Source organism: Streptomyces sp. NPDC042371 (assembly GCF_056437465.1).
The window spans coordinates 108,782-126,223 of record NZ_JBWKAP010000011.1; the positions used below are offsets into that span (position 1 = coordinate 108,782).

Annotated in this window: 18 protein-coding genes and 7 tRNA genes; 14 read left to right on the forward strand and 11 right to left on the reverse strand. The window is 72.8% G+C overall.

Translation table 11 applies throughout. From position 1 onward, the window contains the following. The first annotated feature begins 25 nt into the window (after positions 1–25). From AC068B_RS30680 to AC068B_RS30690, 3 genes are all read left to right on the forward strand, one after another. Positions 26–229 (forward strand): hypothetical protein, encoded by a 204-nt coding sequence (locus AC068B_RS30680; RefSeq protein WP_055569527.1) that lies wholly within the window; start codon positions 26–28, stop codon positions 227–229. Between the two features lie 1,188 nt (positions 230–1,417). Continuing rightward, positions 1,418–2,374: a phosphotransferase gene (locus tag AC068B_RS30685; RefSeq protein WP_478674831.1), complete on the forward strand. Its 957-nt coding sequence runs from the start codon at positions 1,418–1,420 to the stop codon at positions 2,372–2,374. Positions 2,375–2,443: 69 nt separating this feature from the next. Further along, positions 2,444–2,764: a TFIIB-type zinc ribbon-containing protein gene (locus tag AC068B_RS30690; protein ID WP_478674832.1), complete on the forward strand. Its 321-nt coding sequence runs from the start codon at positions 2,444–2,446 to the stop codon at positions 2,762–2,764. Between the two features lie 84 nt (positions 2,765–2,848). On the opposite strand, the gene AC068B_RS30695 is transcribed toward AC068B_RS30690, so the two are convergent. The 5 genes from AC068B_RS30695 to AC068B_RS30715 form a co-directional block, all read right to left on the reverse strand. Further along, positions 2,849–2,923: transfer RNA gene (locus tag AC068B_RS30695), tRNA-Val, on the reverse strand. A gap of 29 nt (positions 2,924–2,952) precedes the next feature. Then, a tRNA-Val gene (locus AC068B_RS30700) sits at positions 2,953–3,024 on the reverse strand. Positions 3,025–3,070: 46 nt separating this feature from the next. Continuing rightward, positions 3,071–3,142, reverse strand: a tRNA-Val gene (locus AC068B_RS30705). A 1-nt stretch (position 3,143) separates the two neighbouring features. After that, a tRNA-Cys gene (locus tag AC068B_RS30710) sits at positions 3,144–3,217 on the reverse strand. 40 nt (positions 3,218–3,257) lie between these two features. After that, a tRNA-Gly gene (locus tag AC068B_RS30715) sits at positions 3,258–3,330 on the reverse strand. 187 nt (positions 3,331–3,517) lie between these two features. Between AC068B_RS30715 and AC068B_RS30720 the strand changes: the two genes are divergently transcribed. From AC068B_RS30720 to AC068B_RS30730, 3 genes are read left to right on the forward strand one after another with little or no spacing between them, the layout of a single operon-like run. Then, complete coding sequence (locus tag AC068B_RS30720) at positions 3,518–4,543, forward strand: chorismate-binding protein (RefSeq protein ID WP_478674956.1); 1,026 nt, start codon at positions 3,518–3,520, stop codon at positions 4,541–4,543. Beyond that, entirely contained in the window at positions 4,540–5,361 is an 822-nt protein-coding gene (locus AC068B_RS30725) for an aminotransferase class IV (RefSeq protein WP_478674833.1), read from the forward strand. Before AC068B_RS30720 ends, AC068B_RS30725 begins: the two co-directional genes overlap by 4 nt. A gap of 53 nt (positions 5,362–5,414) precedes the next feature. After that, complete coding sequence (locus tag AC068B_RS30730; RefSeq protein WP_478674834.1) at positions 5,415–6,239, forward strand: GNAT family N-acetyltransferase; 825 nt, start codon at positions 5,415–5,417, stop codon at positions 6,237–6,239. A 12-nt stretch (positions 6,240–6,251) separates the two neighbouring features. Here AC068B_RS30730 and AC068B_RS30735 read toward each other — a convergent pair whose 3' ends face one another. Continuing rightward, positions 6,252–6,785: a DsbA family protein gene (locus AC068B_RS30735; RefSeq protein ID WP_478674835.1), complete on the reverse strand. Its 534-nt coding sequence runs from the start codon at positions 6,783–6,785 to the stop codon at positions 6,252–6,254. 235 nt (positions 6,786–7,020) lie between these two features. Here AC068B_RS30735 and AC068B_RS30740 point away from each other — a divergent pair, with 235 nt between their 5' ends. Further along, positions 7,021–7,467, forward strand: a complete 447-nt coding sequence (locus tag AC068B_RS30740) for a hypothetical protein (RefSeq protein WP_478674836.1) — start codon at positions 7,021–7,023, stop codon at positions 7,465–7,467. Between the two features lie 35 nt (positions 7,468–7,502). On the opposite strand, the gene AC068B_RS30745 is transcribed toward AC068B_RS30740, so the two are convergent. Continuing rightward, entirely contained in the window at positions 7,503–9,074 is a 1,572-nt protein-coding gene (locus AC068B_RS30745; RefSeq protein ID WP_478674837.1) for a DUF4874 domain-containing protein, read from the reverse strand. A gap of 187 nt (positions 9,075–9,261) precedes the next feature. Between AC068B_RS30745 and AC068B_RS30750 the strand changes: the two genes are divergently transcribed. Next, positions 9,262–9,507, forward strand: coding sequence for a hypothetical protein (locus AC068B_RS30750; RefSeq protein ID WP_356259044.1), 246 nt, complete (start codon positions 9,262–9,264; stop codon positions 9,505–9,507). Here AC068B_RS30750 and AC068B_RS30755 read toward each other — a convergent pair. Together AC068B_RS30755 and AC068B_RS30760 are read right to left on the reverse strand one after the other, a co-directional pair. Beyond that, complete coding sequence (locus tag AC068B_RS30755) at positions 9,504–10,073, reverse strand: CGNR zinc finger domain-containing protein (protein ID WP_468569265.1); 570 nt, start codon at positions 10,071–10,073, stop codon at positions 9,504–9,506. The genes AC068B_RS30750 and AC068B_RS30755 overlap by 4 nt on opposite strands. Before the next feature lie 216 nt (positions 10,074–10,289). Further along, positions 10,290–10,703: an SsgA family sporulation/cell division regulator gene (locus AC068B_RS30760; RefSeq protein WP_003959770.1), complete on the reverse strand. Its 414-nt coding sequence runs from the start codon at positions 10,701–10,703 to the stop codon at positions 10,290–10,292. Between the two features lie 191 nt (positions 10,704–10,894). Between AC068B_RS30760 and AC068B_RS30765 the strand changes: the two genes are divergently transcribed. Continuing rightward, positions 10,895–11,329, forward strand: coding sequence for a TIGR02611 family protein (locus tag AC068B_RS30765; RefSeq protein WP_356258595.1), 435 nt, complete (start codon positions 10,895–10,897; stop codon positions 11,327–11,329). A 66-nt stretch (positions 11,330–11,395) separates the two neighbouring features. Then, a tRNA-Val gene (locus tag AC068B_RS30770) sits at positions 11,396–11,467 on the forward strand. A 103-nt stretch (positions 11,468–11,570) separates the two neighbouring features. On the opposite strand, the gene AC068B_RS30775 is transcribed toward AC068B_RS30770, so the two are convergent. After that, entirely contained in the window at positions 11,571–13,961 is a 2,391-nt protein-coding gene (locus AC068B_RS30775) for an SCO7613 C-terminal domain-containing membrane protein (protein ID WP_478674838.1), read from the reverse strand. 104 nt (positions 13,962–14,065) lie between these two features. On the opposite strand from AC068B_RS30775, the gene AC068B_RS30780 reads away from it, so the two are divergent. Together AC068B_RS30780 and AC068B_RS30785 are read left to right on the forward strand one after the other, a co-directional pair. Beyond that, positions 14,066–14,512, forward strand: coding sequence for an SRPBCC family protein (locus AC068B_RS30780; RefSeq protein ID WP_478674839.1), 447 nt, complete (start codon positions 14,066–14,068; stop codon positions 14,510–14,512). Positions 14,513–14,551: 39 nt separating this feature from the next. Next, positions 14,552–14,623 (forward strand) — tRNA-Val (locus tag AC068B_RS30785). Positions 14,624–14,702: 79 nt separating this feature from the next. Here AC068B_RS30785 and AC068B_RS30790 read toward each other — a convergent pair. Beyond that, positions 14,703–15,428, reverse strand: coding sequence for a 3'-5' exonuclease (locus AC068B_RS30790; protein WP_356258603.1), 726 nt, complete (start codon positions 15,426–15,428; stop codon positions 14,703–14,705). 168 nt (positions 15,429–15,596) lie between these two features. On the opposite strand from AC068B_RS30790, the gene AC068B_RS30795 reads away from it, so the two are divergent. Further along, on the forward strand, positions 15,597–16,163 hold the full coding sequence (locus AC068B_RS30795) for a DUF4365 domain-containing protein (protein WP_468569257.1): 567 nt from the start codon (positions 15,597–15,599) through the stop codon (positions 16,161–16,163). Beyond that, positions 16,160–17,389, forward strand: coding sequence for a hypothetical protein (locus AC068B_RS30800; protein ID WP_468569290.1), 1,230 nt, complete (start codon positions 16,160–16,162; stop codon positions 17,387–17,389). The genes AC068B_RS30795 and AC068B_RS30800 overlap by 4 nt, the downstream gene beginning before the upstream one ends. Positions 17,390–17,442: the final 53 nt, after the last annotated feature.

Genomic DNA, 17,442 nt, shown 5'->3' on the forward strand with positions numbered 1-17,442 from the left:
CATCGAAGCGGTCAGGAGAGGAACCATGGCGGACACGGCACCGCGGACCATGATCCGCACGCAAGGGCGCAGGTTCTCCGCGTTCGGCGTCCGCCCGTCCGGCACGCGCCATCCCTTGGTGGCGACGGCCATGGTCCTCCCCCTGGCAGCCCTGCTCGTGGTCGTCTTCGGCGGCTGGGAAGCAGTGGTCACACAAGCGTCGTCCGTGGGCGTGATGCTGGGGCGCTGAGCGGCGCCCCAGGCCCGGAAGAGCGGTCCGGGCGGGGACATCCGGCCATGAAACCCCGTGGGGACGGGGGTGCGGCGGACGGCAGAATGCCCGCGCAGCTGGGGAGCTGCGCGGGCATTGCCATGTCTGGCGGGGCGCCTGACGGGTGCGGACGCCCGGCGCGGCCCTGCGGCCGCAGCCACACCTGCGGGAGCCCCCGGCGGGGCCGCGCCGCAGCCTGCGCCCGCGCCCGGCACGACGGGGTCGGGCGCGTGGAGGCCGCGCCGGTCCGGGCCCCGCACACCTCACGCGGCGCACCCCGTGCCTGCCGCCACAGCCCGGTCGAGAAGCTGTCCCGGCGGCACGTAGCCGCCGCCCCCTGCCACTCGACGAGGCGCCCAACCATCCACAGGCCCAGCAGGCCCAGCAGGCCCAGCAGGCCCAGCAGGCCCAGCAGGCCCAGCAGGCCCAGCAGGCCCAGCAGGTCCAGCAGGTCCAGCAGCCCCGCGGCCGCCGTACCCCCGGCGGGCTTCTCCGGCCGGTGCGCTCTCCGAGGGGCCCCGCGCCCCGACGCCACACGGCAGGGGTCGCTGGTGAGGGACGGTTCGGCCGTGTGTGACCGCTGCCCCGCCCTTGCCGCTCGGCGACCCGGCGCACCCCTCCGAGGGCCTCGCGGCCCCTGCGGCCCCACACTCCCGGCGGGCTTCTCCAGCCGGTGCGCCCTCCGAGGGGCCCGCGCCCCGACGCCACACGGCAGGGGTCGCTGGTGAGGGACGGTTCGGCCGTATGTGACCGCTGCCCCGCCCTTGCCGCTCGGCGACTCGGCGCACCCCTCCGAGGGCCTCGCGGCCCCTGCGGCCCCACACTCCCGGCGGGCTTCTCCAGCCGGTGCGCCCTCCGAGAAGCCCCGCGCTCCTCCGCCGCACGGCAGAGGCAGTGCGGTTGAGGGAATGGTCCTGCCTTGCGTGGCAGCCGCCCCCTGTCGGTCGACGACGCGACGCAACCCTCCTCAGGCCCAGCAGCCCCACAGCCCCAAGACCTCTGCGACCCCCACACCCCCCGCAAGTCTCTCCAGCCGGAGTCCCCCCGAGCGCCCCCACACCCCCACCAAAGGTGACCTCCCAAGCCCCCCAGGGGTGGGAACCGCCCAGTCAAGCCCAGCGCCGCGACTACGCTTCGGCGGTGCGCCCGACCACCCACGGAAGCCCCGTGACCACCGCCATCCTCCCCGCCCTCGTCGCCGAGGCCCGCGCCGTCGTCCACCGTCTGCCCGGTGAGGTCTGCGTCTGTGGGAGTGGGGACGTGGTGCTTGCGGATCGTGTGGATGCCACGGTCGTCCGGCACGGGGGCGTCGTCGCCAAGGCCCACGCCGAGGACACCGATCCCGGGGACCTCGCCGTGCGCCTCGGCGTGGCCGCCGGGATGGCCGACGTGCTTCTCGCCCCCGCCGCGACCACCGCCGCCCGCCTCCACGGCCGCCTCGTCACCTTCTGGCCGCACGGGACCCCGGTCGACCGCGACGACCCGGACTCCGCGCCCTGGGAAGCCGCCGCCACCCTGCTCGCGCGCCTGCACGCCACGCCGCCGGACGCGCTGCCGGACCCGCTCCCGCCCATGCGCGGGCCCGTCAAGGCCGCCCGAGCGGTGGCGCGGCTCCGCGCGGCGGGTCCGCACCCGGCCACATCTGCGGTCCTGGGCGCCTGGGCGGGGCTGCCGCCCTGGGCCCGCGCGGAGGTTCCCTCGCCCGGAACCTCGCGCCTGTGCCACGGCGACCTCCACCTGGGCCAGCTCGTGCGCGCCCCCGAGGGGCACTGGCTCCTCATCGACGTGGACGACCTCGGTGGGGGAGACCCCGCGTGGGACCTGGCGCGACCCGCCGCCTGGTTCGCGTGCGGCCTGCTCTCCCCGGAGGAGTGGACCCGCTTCCTGGACGCCTACCGGAGCGCCGGTGGCCCCGCGGTGCCCGCGGACGGCGCCGACCCCTGGCCCGCCCTGGACGTCCCGGCCCGCGCGCTGACCGTGCAGACCGCCGCCCTCGCGATCGCCAAGGCCGTCGCAGCCGACCGCCCCCTGGACGAGGTGGAACAGGCACTGGTGGATGCCTGCGCCCGGATGGGCGGAGTGGACGCCCGCCCGCCGGAGTTGGGCCCGGACGCGACGAAGTAGGGTGCAACGCACCGTAGCCGGGCAGTCTTCCGGCGAAGCAGTCACCATCGGCGAGGAGTTGAGCCGTCCATGCAGTGCCCCAAGTGTCATGCACCAATGCACACGTACAACCGCAATGGCGTCCAGATCGAGCAGTGCAACAACTGCCGCGGGATATTCCTCGACTACGGCGAGCTGGAGTCCCTGACCCGTCTGGAGTCGCAGTGGGGGCAGCAGCCCCCGCCGCCGCCCGCCCCGCCGGCCCCCCAGGGTTACCCCCCGGCCCAGGCTCCCGCCTGGGGCGTCCCGCACGGCGGTCATGGCGGCCACGGAGGTCACGGTGGGCACGGCGGTCACTACGGCCACGACAAGCGCCACAAGAGCTTCGGGCACATGCTCTTCTCGTCCTGAGTGAACTGCGTGAACTGCGTGAACTGAACGTTCCCGGTGAACGACGAAGCCCCGGTCGTGGAGACGACCGGGGCTTCGTGCGAATGGTGCGCGATACTGGGATTGAACCAGTGACCTCTTCCGTGTCAGGGAAGCGCTCTCCCGCTGAGCTAATCGCGCGGGTGGACCTGCATGTGCTGCGTACTACGTGCGCGATACTGGGATTGAACCAGTGACCTCTTCCGTGTCAGGGAAGCGCTCTCCCGCTGAGCTAATCGCGCGGGACGACCCTCATGAAGACGACTGACGGCCTTCTTGAAGATCCAGTGGACGATACTGGGATTGAACCAGTGACCTCTTCCGTGTCAGGGAAGCGCTCTCCCGCTGAGCTAATCGTCCTTGGAGGTGGAGACGGGATTTGAACCCGTGTAGACGGCTTTGCAGGCCGTTGCCTCGCCTCTCGGCCACTCCACCAGGAGTATGAGGGTTCGGGAAGATCCCCCACGATCCTGCGAGCGGACGACCAGGTTCGAACTGGCGACCTCAACCTTGGCAAGGTTGCGCTCTACCAACTGAGCTACGTCCGCTTGTCTTTCCCGGTCCGCTTGCGCGTCCCGGCGACGTGTTGAACTCTAGCGGATTCCTGGGCCAGTACAAAAACGCGTTTGCGCAGCGTGCTGCGCTGTCCCTGGTCCAGGGCGCCGCCGACGCACCGGTCATAGACTCGCAGCCGTGCACAACCCCCCTCTGACATCGTCTCCCGCGCTCCCGCCCATGGCGCGCTTCGGCCGTCTCGTGGCCACCGGACTACGCGACGTGACCAGCGACCCGGCCGCCCTGGACTCCACCGGCTTCTGGGCGGTGTCCGCGGACTTCGAGGGGGGCATGGTCTGCGCCCGCTTCGACGACGTGCGCGAGGAGCCCGTGCCCGCCCCCGTCCCTGGCAGGTGGCACGGCCCGGCCCCCGAGGACTGGACATCGTCCCTGGACCGGTCCGCGTACACGGACGGCGTGCGGCGGGTGCGTGCCTACATAGCCGCCGGTGAGGTCTACCAGGCCAACCTCTGCCGCGTGCTGTCCGCGCCCGTCCCCGCCGACGCCGACGTGGACGCCCTGACGTCCCTCCTCGCGCGCGGGAACCCCGCTCCCTACGCCGGGACGATCCGGCTCCCGGAGCACGGCGTGGAGCTGGCCACCGCCTCTCCCGAGCTCTTCCTGCGCCGCCGGGGGCACCTCGTGGAGTCGGGCCCCATCAAGGGCACCGGACGCACCGAGGCGGACCTCCTGGAGAAGGACTACGCCGAGAACGTCATGATCGTGGACCTCGTCCGCAACGACCTCGGGCGCGTCTGCGCGACCGGCTCCGTGACCGTCCCCGACCTCTGCGTGATCGAGAAGCACCCCGGACTCGTCCACCTCGTCTCCACCGTCGGCGGCGAGCTGCGCCCCGGCGCGGGCTGGCCTGAGCTCTTCGGCGCGGCCTTCCCGCCGGGCTCCGTCACCGGCGCCCCGAAGTCCAGCGCGCTGCGGATCATCGACGAGCTGGAGACCGCGCCCCGCGGCCCGTACTGCGGCGGCATCGGCTGGGTCGACGCCGACCGCGGCACCGCGGAGCTCGCCGTCGGGATCCGCACCTTCTGGATCGACCGGGCCGACGGCGTGCTGCGCTTCGGCACCGGCGCGGGCATCACCTGGGGCTCGGACCCCGAGGGGGAGTGGCGGGAGACCGAGCTGAAGGCCGCGCGGCTGCTGGCGGTAGCGTCGGGGACGTACGAAGCGAGCGGAGGAACCCCAACGTGAAGATCTGGCTCAATGGCGGGCTGCAGGACCTCGACGACGCCCGCGTCTCCGTGCTCGACCACGGGCTGACGGTGGGCGACGGCATTTTCGAGACGGTGAAGACGGTCGAGGGCAGGCCCTTCGCCCTGACCCGCCACCTCGCCCGGCTCGCGCAGTCCGCGCGCGGCCTCGGGCTGCCGGAGCCGGACCTCGACGCGGTGCGCCACGCCTGCGCCGCGGTCCTCGACGCCAACCCGCTCCCGCTCGGCCGACTGCGGATCACCTACACCGGAGGCCTCTCGCCGCTCGGCTCGGACCGCGGCGACCAGGGCACCACGCTCGTCGTGGCCCTCGGCGAGGCCAAGCGGCGCCCCGACACCACCGCGGTGATCACCGTGCCGTGGACCCGCAACGAACGGGGCGCGCTGACCGGCCTGAAGACCACCTCGTACGCGGAGAACGTGGTGGCCCTGGCCCGCGCGCACGAACACGGCGCTTCGGAGGCACTGTTCGCGAACACCGTCGGACAGCTCTGCGAGGGCACGGGCTCCAACGTCTTCGTGGTGCTCGACGGCGAGATCCACACCCCGCCGGTCGCCTCCGGGTGCCTCGCGGGCATCACGCGCGCGCTGGCCGTCGAGTGGACGGGCGCACGCGAGACCGAGCTGCCCCTCGACGTCCTCGACCGCGCCGACGAGGTCTTCCTGACGTCGACGCTGCGCGACGTCCAGGGCGTGCACCGCGTCGACGAACGCCAACTCCCCGCCGCGCCGGGTCCGGTGACCGCCAAGGCGATGCGGATCTTCGACGAGCGGGCCGCGGACGACCTGGATCCCTAACTCCGGGGAAACCTCGGTGACGGTACGGGCCCGGGGCGGGTAGAACCAGAGGGATGACCACGACCCTGCGGCCGACCGGGCCGCTTCAGCAGGGCGCCGACGGCGCCAAGGCGCGCACGTACGACGTCTGCGTCAACAGCCGTCCCGTGGGATCGATAGGCCTCGCCACGCACGAGGCGTTCGGTCCCCGTGTCTGCAGGCTCCACGACCTGCGGATCGCGGAGCCCGACCGCAGGCGCGGCCGTGGCACGGTCGCGGCGCTCGCCGCCGAGGAAGTGGCCCGCGGCTGGGGCTGCGCGCGCATCGAGGCGACCGTCCCCGCCGACGCCCCGGCGGCGCTGCGCCTCATCACCGCCCTCGGCTACGTGGAGCGGAGCCGTCGGCTGTCGAAGCCGCTCACCGACCCGGTGCCTCCGCTGCCCGCGGGCACCGAGGGGCGGCCGATGACGGAGGCCGAGTGCGGGCCGTGGCTGGTGCGCGCGAAGGAGCTCTACGCGAGCACCTGGACGGACCGCGGAGTCCCCGAGGACGAGGCGCGCGCCAAGGCCGAGGCCGACCACGCCCGCGCACTCCCGCGCGGCCTCGCGACGCCGGACACCTGGCTGAGCGTCCTCACCCACCACGGCACCCAGGTGGGCACGTTGTGGCTCTCCGTGCTCGACGGGGGCGCGTTCGTCTACGACATCGCGGTCGAGGCCGAGCACCGCGGCCACGGCCACGGCCGGTCCCTGATGCACCTCGCGGAGGCACAGGGCCGCGCGGCGGGCCAGCACCGCATTGGCCTCAACGTCCTCGCCGACAACGCCCCGGCCCTGCGCCTGTACGAGTCGCTCGGCTACGAACCGGTCTCGTACTACTTCTACAAACCGCTGATCTAGGGCTCTAGGCCCCTAGTCCTGGCCCGCGTCCGCCGCGAGCAGCCGGTCGGCGATCTCCTCGATGCGCTCGCGCAGCCCGTCCTGGCTCTTGCCGCCGTCCAGGCGCTCGCCGCCGATGACGTACGTCGGCGTGCCGGTGACGCCGATGGCCTTGCCCTCGGCCTGGTCGGCGTCGACGATCAGGATGTGCCGTCCGTCGATCAGGGCGGTGTCGAACTCCTCGGCGTCCAGACCGAGTTCGCGAGCCGTGTCCACCAGGTGGGCCTCGCCCTTGCGGTCGAGCTCCTCGACCCCGGCGAGCGCGGCCTCCACGTACGGCCATCCCTTGCCCTGCTCGAAGGCTTCCTCGGCGGCCTGCGCGGCGGCGAAGGAGTGCTTGTGCTTCTCGAGCGGGAAGTGCCGCAGCCGCAGGTCGACGCGGTCGCCGTAGCGGGCGCGCAGGGCGCGCACGTCGTCGAGGGCACTGCGGCAGTCGGGGCACTGCAGCTCGCACCAGACGTCGATGACGACGGGGCGGGCGGGGCGGTCGGCAGGGGAGTCGCTCATGGGCACAGTCTTCCAGCCCGCGCGCCCGCCTCCCAACTGGGACGGGGCTTATGGACCGGCATGGACCGGCACGGACCGGCACCTGCGGAGGAGGCCGGACCCCTAGATGACCCGGAAATGTCCCTGAGGTACGCCCGCGACGTGGCTCCGCGGCGCCCACCCGGTGCAGGATGGAAGGGACGGCCGTGCCCTAACCGTCTTAACCCGACGTACGCCTGCATGCCTGGAGGACCGGATGATTGCCGAGACCGTCTGTTCCGCCGTATCCGCGGCCGGGCTGGGCATCGCCGCGGTCACGGCCTACCGCAAGCGCTTCCTCTCCGCGGCCCGCCTCGCCGCGTACTCCCTCGTGCCGATCGGTCTGGTGCTGACGGGAGTCGTCGGCTGGGCGGCGGACACGGCGTTCAGCCTCAAGGCGTGGGTCGGCTTCGGCGTGCTCGGCGTGGCCTGGCTCATGTTCCTGGGCACCCGCGCCGTCGAGCGCCGCACGGGCGGGACCCGCAAGGAGCGCAGGGCCGCGAAGGCCGCCCAGCGCGAGGCGGTGGCTCCGGCCGCCTCGGCGCCCTCGCTCGGCGAGGGCATCCGACCGGCCGCCGCCCGGCCCGCGGCCAAGCCGAAGACGGCCGCGCCCGCGGAGGACTTCAGCGACATCGAGGCCATCCTGAAGAAGCACGGCATCTGAGCGAGGACAGCATCTGAGCGAGGACCGGCGGCCGGTCACCGGCCTAGCCTGACCTCCGCCAGGACGTTCACTCCGTCGACCCAGGTGACGGAGGCGTTCGCGCACCGCACAGCCCTGCCCCGAGCCGCGAAGGCCGGGTCCGGCAGGGCGAGGCCCACGCGGTGCGGGCCGCGCGCGCCCGCGGGCAGGACGAGCTCCGCGCGCACGGTCGAGACCGCGGGCGCCCCGTGATCGTCGTCGGTCTCCGCCCGCCCCTGGGGCTGCCAGTCGCGCCAGTCGACGCCCGTTTCCGCCGAGGCCACCGTCCGCCCTGCCGCGTCCAGCAGGACCAGCCGGACCGGCCGCGGGTGCTTGGGCGGCGCGAACCCGCGGTTGACCACGTCGACCTCCACGGGGAGCCGCCCGCCCCGCCGGGCCGCCGCGAGGTCGTACCGCGCCTCCCGCACCTCCACCCGGTAGCCCAGGTGATCGCGGAGGTACTCGAACTGGCTGCGGGCCACCGCGCGCCCCCGCCGGTCCTCGAAGTATCCGTCGGACACCGGAAGTTGCGCCTCCACGGCCTGCTGCCCGGTGAGCTGTGCCGCCTTCCAGCCCGGCACGGTGACCGTGGCGTTGTGCACGATCGAGAGGCTGTCGAAGCGGAGCGTCTGCAGCCGCCGTGCCGCCGCGATGCCGGGAATGACCGTGCTCCACGCGTACGGATCGGAGCTCTGCCCCTTGTCCCACGGCATCTCGCCGTCCACCATCCGCGTCCGCGAGACGTCGAGGTAGGTGGGCCAGCCGGGGTTGTCGGGCACGTAGTAGTCCCAGAGGCCCTCGCCCAGCGTCACGTAGTCGTTGTGGAACCCGACGCGGTCCAGGATCGCCCTGTTGGTGATCATGTCCCGCTTCTCGGCGTACCGGACCTGGGTGTGCAGGCCCGGCGGCAGGGCCTCGACGAGGGTCGTCATGATGGCCGTGACCGCGTCGGGGTAGGTCTCGTGCCGGTAGTGGCTGCCGTGCCACTCGCCCCAGGTGCCGAGGAAACCCGCCTGCCAGACGGCGACGACGTCGCTGTTGCGCGCCACCAGCGGCGCCAGCTGCCCGATGTGATGCTGGATGTCCTGCACGGTGTAGCGCCGGTTCTCCCGCACCCCGTCGTCGTACACGAAGCGCAGGACCGCGGCGTACCCCTTGCTGCGCAGCCCCCGGAAGACGCTCTCGATGTTGTCGAGCGCGCTCTGCGGGATCGTCGAGGTCGCGTAGTCCCAGAGGTAGAAGTACAGCTGGGTGAGGTTCGCGCCGGGGCCGTACTCGCGCTCCAGGAGGTCGAGCGTCTTCGCGGCGTCGGGGGAGTGGTCCTGCTCGTTGGGCCAGGGGCTCGTCAGGTCGCGGGCGTTGTACGACATCTCGTAGCGGAAGCCGCGCCGGGGGCCCGGCAGCGGGGCGCGCCCTTCCGGGTCGTCGGGGCGGATGCCGCGGTGCGGGACGCGGTGCCATGAGGCCGCGCGTCCGACAGGCCGGGAGGGCGCGGCGGGGGAGGCGGGGGAGGCCGTCGCGGTGCCGAGCGGCGCCGCGGCGAGCGCCGCCGTGCCGAGCGCGGTCGTCAACAGCCGTCTGCGTTCCATGGTGATCGGCTCCCTCGTTCGGGTACGGGCGGTGCCGCCGAGTCTCGCGAGGGGGAGGGCCCGTGGGCCATGGACGGAACGTGCCGGACACTGGACTTTCGCCTGTTCACGGGATCCGGCGAACTCCCGCGCCGACCGGGCGTGTTGGTAGGCGACCGCCCGGCGGCTGCGTCATCATCACGGCGAGATGCTTGACACCACCACAGAGGGCGATGCCGCCCCGCCGGACGACGGCGGACAAGCGGCACCGGCCCAGCGACGACCTGCCGACGCAGAGCGGCACGCCACCGACGGCGAAGCGGAGCCGCCCCTCGATCACGAGGAGCGGCAGGGCTGCCTCTTCGCCCTCTCCCAGCCACCCTTGATGATCTTCCTGGCGGTGATCAGCACCTTGATCCTGGTGGCGACCCTGCACGACATGCTGCTGCTCTAGGGCAGGCTCTGGCCCGAGGCCTCCCGGCGGCGGGCGCGGTACGCGGCGACGTGCAGACGGTTGCCGCAGGTGCGGCTGTCGCAGTAGCGGCGCGAACGGTTGCGCGAGAGGTCGACGAAGGCGTGGCGGCAGTCCGGGGCCTCGCAGCGCCGCAGCCTCTCCTGCTCGCCCGCGACCACGAAGAACGCGAGGGCCATTCCGCAGTCGGCCGCCAGGTGGTCCGCGACGGACGCCCCGGGCGCGAAGTAGTGGACGTGCCAGTCGTAGCCGTCGTGGTCGGTGAGCCGGGGCGTGGTGCCTGCCGTCGCGATCAGTTCGTTGAGGATCGTGGAGGCGGTCTGCGGTTCGGGGTTCGCGAAGACCTCTCCGAAGCGGGCGCGGATGCGGTGGACGCCGGCGAGGTCGCCCTCCGAGAGTGCCCCGACGTCGCTGACGTCGTGGCTTCGTACGAAATCACCGAGCGCCGCCACGTTCGCGAGCCCGTCCGTGCCGTTCGTCTCCGGTGCGGTGTTCACCAGATCGACCACGGCGTCGAGAGAACACCGGGTGTCGTGGGTGATCAGCACGATTTGCTCCCTGGCCTGGGGGTCGGGCCGGTGCCCGCCGATGCTGGCCGATGCTAGCGGCTTCGCCAGGGGACGCACCGGCGCCGTCGCCGCGGGAAGTCCGCGGCGACGGCGCCGGTGCCTGCATCTGTTCGCCTTGTGTCGCTGTGCCGTGCCTGCTTGCGCCGTCGCCCCGAGTCGGACGGCGTGGTGGTTCTCGACGCGCCGGGGTGGCGGTCAGCTCTCGGCCAGGATGTGTGAGAGCTCCGTGTCGAGATCGAAGTGGCGGTGTTCCGTACCGGGTGGCACGGCTGCGTCCGTTCGCTTGAGGAAGGATTCCAGGGCCCGCGCCGGGGCCTCGAGCAGAGCCTCGCCCTCCGGGGAACTCAGGGCGATGCAGACGACGCCCTGACCGTGGCTCCGGGACGGCCAGACTCGGACGTCGCCGGTACCGGTGGGCCGGTGCAGGCCCTCGGCGAGGAGGTCGCGGGCGAACACCCACTCGACGGTTTCCTCGGCTCCGGTGTGGAAGGTGGCGTGCACGGCATAGGGATCGGCCGTGTCATACCGCAGTCCTGCGGGTACAGGCAGTGAGGACTCGCTCGACACAACGAGGCGCAGGTGCAGCTCGCAGCTGACCGTGGTGTTCATAAGCGCCAGGGCCTTTCGCTCAGTGTGCGCTCGGGGATTCGCACGTCGGCGAAATCGACATGCCACCTACGGTGCCGTTGTAAACCCCTCTGAGCGTTTTGCGTGTCTTTAGACGCCTCGTATGGCGGATTGTCCCATCCGCTCGTGCACCCATTCCGGTGACGGGTTTCCGTCCGGTAGGGTTTGGCTGCATGAATACGGGGAGTAACGATTCGGCCGAGGTCTCTGATCCGGCCGCCGGAGCCAAGCCCGACCAGCCGCTCGGCTCGCGGGCTCCGCAGTACGTCCAGTCCCGCAGGATGCTGCACCTGAGCTGGCAGGTGGGCGTCTTCATCGTCGGTCTCGCGGTCGTCGTCGCGGGCATCATCATGCTGCCGCTGCCGGGTCCCGGCTGGCTGGTGATCTTCGGTGGAATGGCGATCTGGGCGACCGAGTTCGTCTGGGCCCAGCTGGTGCTCCGCTGGACGAAACGCAAGGTCACCGAGGCTGCACAGCGTGCGCTCGACCCCAAGGTGCGCCGCCGCAACATCATCCTGACGACGATCGGTCTGGTCATCGTCGCGGTGCTCGTCGGGATCTACGTGTGGAAGTTCGGCATCACGATGCCGTGGAAGATCAAGGAGTGACCTCCGGGTGACTCCGAGGCGGTCGGGAGCACCCGCTGACATGCGGTAATGTTCTCCGTGCGCCCGGGGCGATTAGCTCAGTGGGAGAGCGCTTCGTTCACACCGAAGAGGTCACTGGTTCGAACCCAGTATCGCCCACCCCGGATTACGGCCCGGAGGCTATTAAGCCTCCGGGCCGTTCTCGTATTCCTGTGCCTTTCAAGGGAATTGACGGGTCCACATGTTCCGCGGTGCTGCGGAATCAGTGCATTCGGTTGAGTGCATTCCGGAACCGGCGTGCGTCGCGCAGGCGTTGCTCGTACGTGGCACCGACGGCGAGCAGCAGCAGACCGGCGAGCGCGGGCGGCAGCCAGCGGGGCAGCGCGTCCACGACCTGCACGATGTACGGGGCCAGTTCGTGCAGCGCGTCCAGGGCGAGGACCGTGCCGCCCAGGGCGAGCGGGGCGCTCAGCCGGTGGTGGGCGCCCGCCAGGGTCAGGGCGAGGGCCGCCGTGCCGAGCAGTAGCGGACGCTGCCAGTACGGGTCGCTCCAGGCGGCGGCGAGACTCGGAATGAGTGTCACCGCCAGGCCCGGACCGTACGCCGTCCAGGAGGGGACCGCCGGGTCGCGGCGCCGCCGCAGCAGACCGACGAGCAGGGCTGGCACGGTCACCGGCAGGGTGTACGCCTCCGGGGCCGACACCTCCCACGACGCGAGGCGGACCCAGCTCGCCAGGAGGAACAGCGCCCCGGCCGCGTACCCCACGGCATGCCGGTCCGCACGCAGCGCGGTGCCGGACGCGATGACACCGCCGAGCCCCAGGACCAGCGCCAGCACGGGCGCGTCCCCCGCCGCCAGAACGACCGAGACGGCTCCCGATACGGCCGCCATGATCTCCACGGGCGGCGTCAGGGGGTGCTGCCCGAGACGGGCCGCGGCCGCCGCGGCAAGAGCCGGGACCATGAGCACGAGCAGCCCGACGTACTCGGGGCGCAGCCCCCACGCGGCGCCCGATGCGCAGACCAGCGCGGTGGCATGGGACAGGGAGGCGCAGGCGGCGAGCGCTGCCGTGCCCGGAGCGGGCGCCGTGCCCCGCGCCAGGCGCACACAGGCCCCGAGGTGGAGCGCCGTCAGCACACCGAGCGTGGTGAGCGTCGCCGTCGTGGTGGCCAGCGAGAGGAACGCGACGCTCGCCGAGGACACCAGCGCCAGGGCCGACGCCGTCACGGCCGGTGCCGCGGACGCGGACCGCGCCGCGACGGCGAGGAGGACGGCGACCGCCACGAGCTGCGCCGACACCCCGGCCGCGTACGGCAGCCGGAGCGCCGCGGGCAGCGCGACGGCCGCGGACCACAGGAGCACCGGCGCGCCGTACCGGGCCGCCCGCCGCGCCGCGTCGCCCAGCGGTTCGGCCACCACGACGAGCACGAGGGCGACCGCCGCGAGCACCGGCGGAGCCAGGAGCGGGCGCGCGAGGGGAAGTTCGAGCAGCAGGGCATCGCGGGCGTCGGAAGGCGCGCCCGACCAGACGCGGGTCGCCCAGCCGAACGGCCCGAGCAGGGCGAGCGCGGCGACCGGCAGCGCCCACAGCACCGCGAGCCCCTGCACCACGGCCGACGCGGCAAGGACCCCGCGCCGCAGCGCCCCGGGCAGCGCCGTGCGGACGACGGCCAACAGCGCCATGCCGCACACGAGATAGGCAGGCACCGTCCAGGCCGCGGGCAACGCGGTCCGCAGCACCCCGCCGGACGCGGCCACCACGAGCAGCCCGGCCGCGCAGGCCGCGCCACTCGTCACTTCGGCGCCCTTCGCCCACCAGGCCGCGGCCAGCGCGATCCCCGCGGCGAACAGCAGCAGCGCGCCCGCGCGAGCCGCCCCGCCCGGCTCCGAGGCCTGCACGGAGAGCCAGCCTGCGCTCGCCGCACCCCACAACCCCAGTACGCAGGCTCCGGCCGTGGCGACGACCCGCACCGAACGGACACCCGCCCACAGCGCCAGCACGGTGTCGAAGGCCGCGGTCACCAGCAGCACGGCCGTCATCGTGTGATCACCGGCGTGCGCGGCGCCCGCCCAAAGGACCAGGGGAAGCTGGGCCGTCGCGACCGCCGTCGGCAGCGGCAGCCGCAGCTTCCCGAGCAGCAGGCCGTACCCCGCCCAGAGGGCGGCGAGGACCGCGGAGGCACCGGCCGCGTAACCGAGCACGTCCACGTCCGGGAGCGACAGATGACGCACCGCGTACGTGTCGAGGACCGTCAGCGCGAGCCCGAGGCCCGCCACCGCCTCCGCCGTCGAACGCAGCGAGCGGCGCAGCAGGAACGCGGGCGTACCGAGCGCGGCCAGCGTCACCGCGCCGAGGACCGCACTGCGGCCGCCGATGCCCAAGTGACCCCAGCTCACCACCGTGAAGGCGATCGCCGCGACGGTCAGGAGCACCCCGCCCAGCGTCAGCAGGACGTTCTGAGCGCTCGGCGGCGCGGCTTCAGCGGCGGGCGGCCCGGCCGGGCGAGGGGGCGGTCCGGCCGGGCCCGCCGCGCGCAGGACACCGAGCAGCCAGGCCCGGCGTTGCAGCAACTGCGTCCTGCGCGCCTCCAGTTGGCGCAACTCCCAGTCGAGGACGCGGAGCTCCTCGGCCGGGGGCGGAATGGTCGTCATGTCGGTGAAGTGTGGTCCGAGGCGCACCGCGCGGCATCGGTGCAGATACTCAGGACGTACTCAGATCCGGTACGGATCCCGGTCTTTCCGGCAGACTGCCGCCCATGGACTGGTGCCACTACCGCTTCCGCAGCGTCTGGGAGCTGCCCGCAGCGCCCGCCGACGTCTTCGCCGCCCTGGAGCAGGCCGAGGTCTATCCGTCGTGGTGGCCGCAAGTGCGCGAGGTGAACCCGGTCGACGAACGCAGCGGCATCGTCCGCTTCCGCTCCTTCCTCCCGTACGACCTGGTCGTCACCGCACGCGAGCGACGCAACGACCCCGTGGCCGGAGTCCTGGAGATCGCCATGACCGGCGACCTGGACGGCTGGGCACGCTGGACCGTCACGGCCGGGGCCGCGGGCACGCGGGCCCGCTACGACCAGGAAGTCGACGTGCGCAGACCGCTGATGCGACGCCTCGCAGTCCCCGGCCGCCCGCTGTTCCGGCTCAACCACGCCCTGATGATGCGCGCCGGGCGGCGCGGCCTCACGGCCCGGCTGGCAGCGGTTTGAAGGAAAGGCGCCCGGACCTGTATTGTTCAGTCCGTTCCCGGGCGATTAGCTCAGTGGGAGAGCGCTTCGTTCACACCGAAGAGGTCACTGGTTCGAACCCAGTATCGCCCACCCGGAGAATGCCGGTCCGTCAGCAGACGGACCGGTTTTTTCATGCCCGCGCTCGATGTCCGATGTCCGATGCCCGCGCTCAGGCCGCCGCCGGGAGCTCGGGACGCAGCGGCCACGCCGGGTCCACGATCTCCGGAGAGCCGCTCTTCGCGAACCATGCCTGCAGGCCGCGCGCCTGAGCCGCATGCCAGACGGCCTGCAGCGTGTGCAGCTCGGCCGGTGAGAGACGCTCAAGACGCCCCGCGAAACGCCGCCCCACCGCACGCACCACATCGAGGGCGGCCTGCGCGTCAGCTGCCGCGTCATGCGCCTCGGCCAGCTCCACCTCGTAATGCGCACACAGATCGGTGAGCGTCCTGCGCCCCTTGCGGTAGCGGTCCAGCTGCTTGTCCAGGACCCGCGGGTCGATCACGCACAGCGAAGAGCCCTCCGTGTAGCGACTCAGCGACGAGGCGCGGTGCCTGCGCAACTCCCGGTCCAGGATGGTCAGATCGAACGGCGCGTTCATCACCACGATCGGCCGGCCCGCCGCTCCCTGCTCGGCCAGATCGCGCGCTATCTCCTCCATCACCGGCGCGGGCCAGCGGCCCGTGCGCTGCAGATGATCCTCCGTCAGTCCGTGCACCGCGGTGGCGGCAGCGGGCACGGGTACGCCCGGATTCACCAGCCAGCGGGTGATGCGCGGCCGGGTTCCCGCGCCCTGCTGGACGACTACGGCGGCCGACACGATCCGGTCGGTCTCGACGTCGACGCCCGTGGTCTCCGTGTCGAATGCGGCCAAGGGGCCCTCGTACCAGCACGTCATAATGACGCAACTCCTCGTTCGGTCCCGGCAGATGACGTTCGGTCCCCTGCCCACGCTGGTGATACCCGGGCCGTTTGCGCTGTACGCGGCCCGGAGACAACAGAGGTACGGGGCTTTGGAAATGACGGCCCGAGCACATAACCACCGGGTTCGGAAGGCTAGTTGACCATGGCGCTCGCGCAGCCCGATCAGGGTGGGCTGCTGCCCGAGCGGATCGCACCGCCGCGCGGCACACTCGCCACCACCGCCTGCATGGAGACGCTTCAGGTGGGCTATCTGCACGCCGTCGCGGCGGCCGCGGGTTGCTCGCTCTCCCAGCCATTTCCGGACAACGGCATCGACTGGCACGTCAGCCACAGCGCCCCCGGGCACACGGTCGACGACGAGGTCACCATCAAGGTCCAGCTCAAGTGCACGTACCAGATACCGCCGAACCCGGCGGGCCCCGCCTTCTCCTTCACGCTCGACAACGCACACCTGGAGAAGCTCGCCCGCACCCCGGTCTCGGTCCACAAGATCCTGGTCGTGATGCTCGTGCCGCGGTCCCAGGACGACTGGCTGAGAGCCGGGCACGACCGGCTCGACCTGCGGCACTGCTGCTACTGGACCAATCTCGCCGGGCACCCCGTGACCGGCCGGCGCAGGACCACCGTGCGCGTCCCGACCTCGCGGATCTTCGACGACCGCGCCCTCTGCGAGATCATGACGCGCGTCGGGACGGGAGGGAGACCCTGATGCACCGCCCCTTCGACCACGACGAGACGATGCCACCCGTCCGCCCGCACCCCACCCCGGTCGCGGGCCGATGGACGCAGCCCCCCGAACCAGCCCTGGTCGACCCCTCCGTGCTCGGCGCGCTCCTCGCCCGGCACGGCTGGCGGCGGCGCGGCGGAGCCCCCGGCCGCTACGCACGGTGGACGCCCCCGGAGCCCGGCGGCGCCGGCACCAGCCTGCTCGTGCCCGAGAGCCGGGCCTTCCCGGACTGCGAGGACCTCATCGCGGAGGTGCTCGTCGCGCTGTCCCGCAGCGCCTCGCCCGCCGCGCGGGACGTGCTCGTCGGGCTCGCCGTGCCCAGCGACGAGATCCACTGGTGGCGCGACGTACCGCCGGGCCCCGCGGACACCGCGACCTGGCCCGCCGAGGAAGAGCTGCGCTCCGCCGCACGGCAGACGCTGCTCGCGGGCGCACTCGCCGCACGCGGCCGCGCCGGGTACTACGGCGCCCGGCACCGCGGGCCCGCCGCCGCGTCCCTGGACAACGTCCTGGTGGGGCCCGCCACGGGCGGCCAGCGCCTCACCGCCTTCGTCCCCGTCATGACGGGCCGCACCCTCGTGGTCCGGCTCCACCAGGCGCTGTGCGCGGCCCGTGAGGCCGTCGACTACCAAAGGGCCACCGGCGGCATGGACGCCTTCGACAGCGCGGTCGAGGCGGGCGTCAGCCACGAGCTGACCGAGGCGCTCGTCGCGATGGTGCGCGGCACGGAAGGCGCGCGCATCGCGGTCGAGTGGGCGCCCGGCGCCGGGGTGCCCGAGGGCTGCGCGGCCCGCGCCGAACCCGTCGAGTTCTCGCCCGGCGACCTGCCGGTGCTGCGCGAGGCGGGCGCCCGGTACCTCCGCGACGAGCCTTCGGTGCCGGTGCGGGTCACCGGGGCCGTGGTGCGGATGCGGCGGTCGGCGCTCCACGAGGAGGGCACCGTGCGGATCCGGGTGATCGCGGGGGCCGACGTCCCGCACGTACGGATGACGCTGGACGAGGAGTCGTACCGCATCGCGGGCCACGCCCATCTGGTCGGGCTGCCGATCCGGGTGCACGGGCAGCTGGAGAGCCGGGGCGGTTTCCGCAGGCTCACCGGGGCGACCGGGGTGGTGCCCGTGCAGGTGGACGAGGCCGAGCGCGACCGGCTCATGAAGTCGCTCCAGGAGAACCTCGACTTCTTCGAGGAGGCCTGCAGCACCGACTGAAGGGGTTGACGAGGGCCCAGGGAGATCCGTTTCGCGGCCGGGCCCCGCGGCTC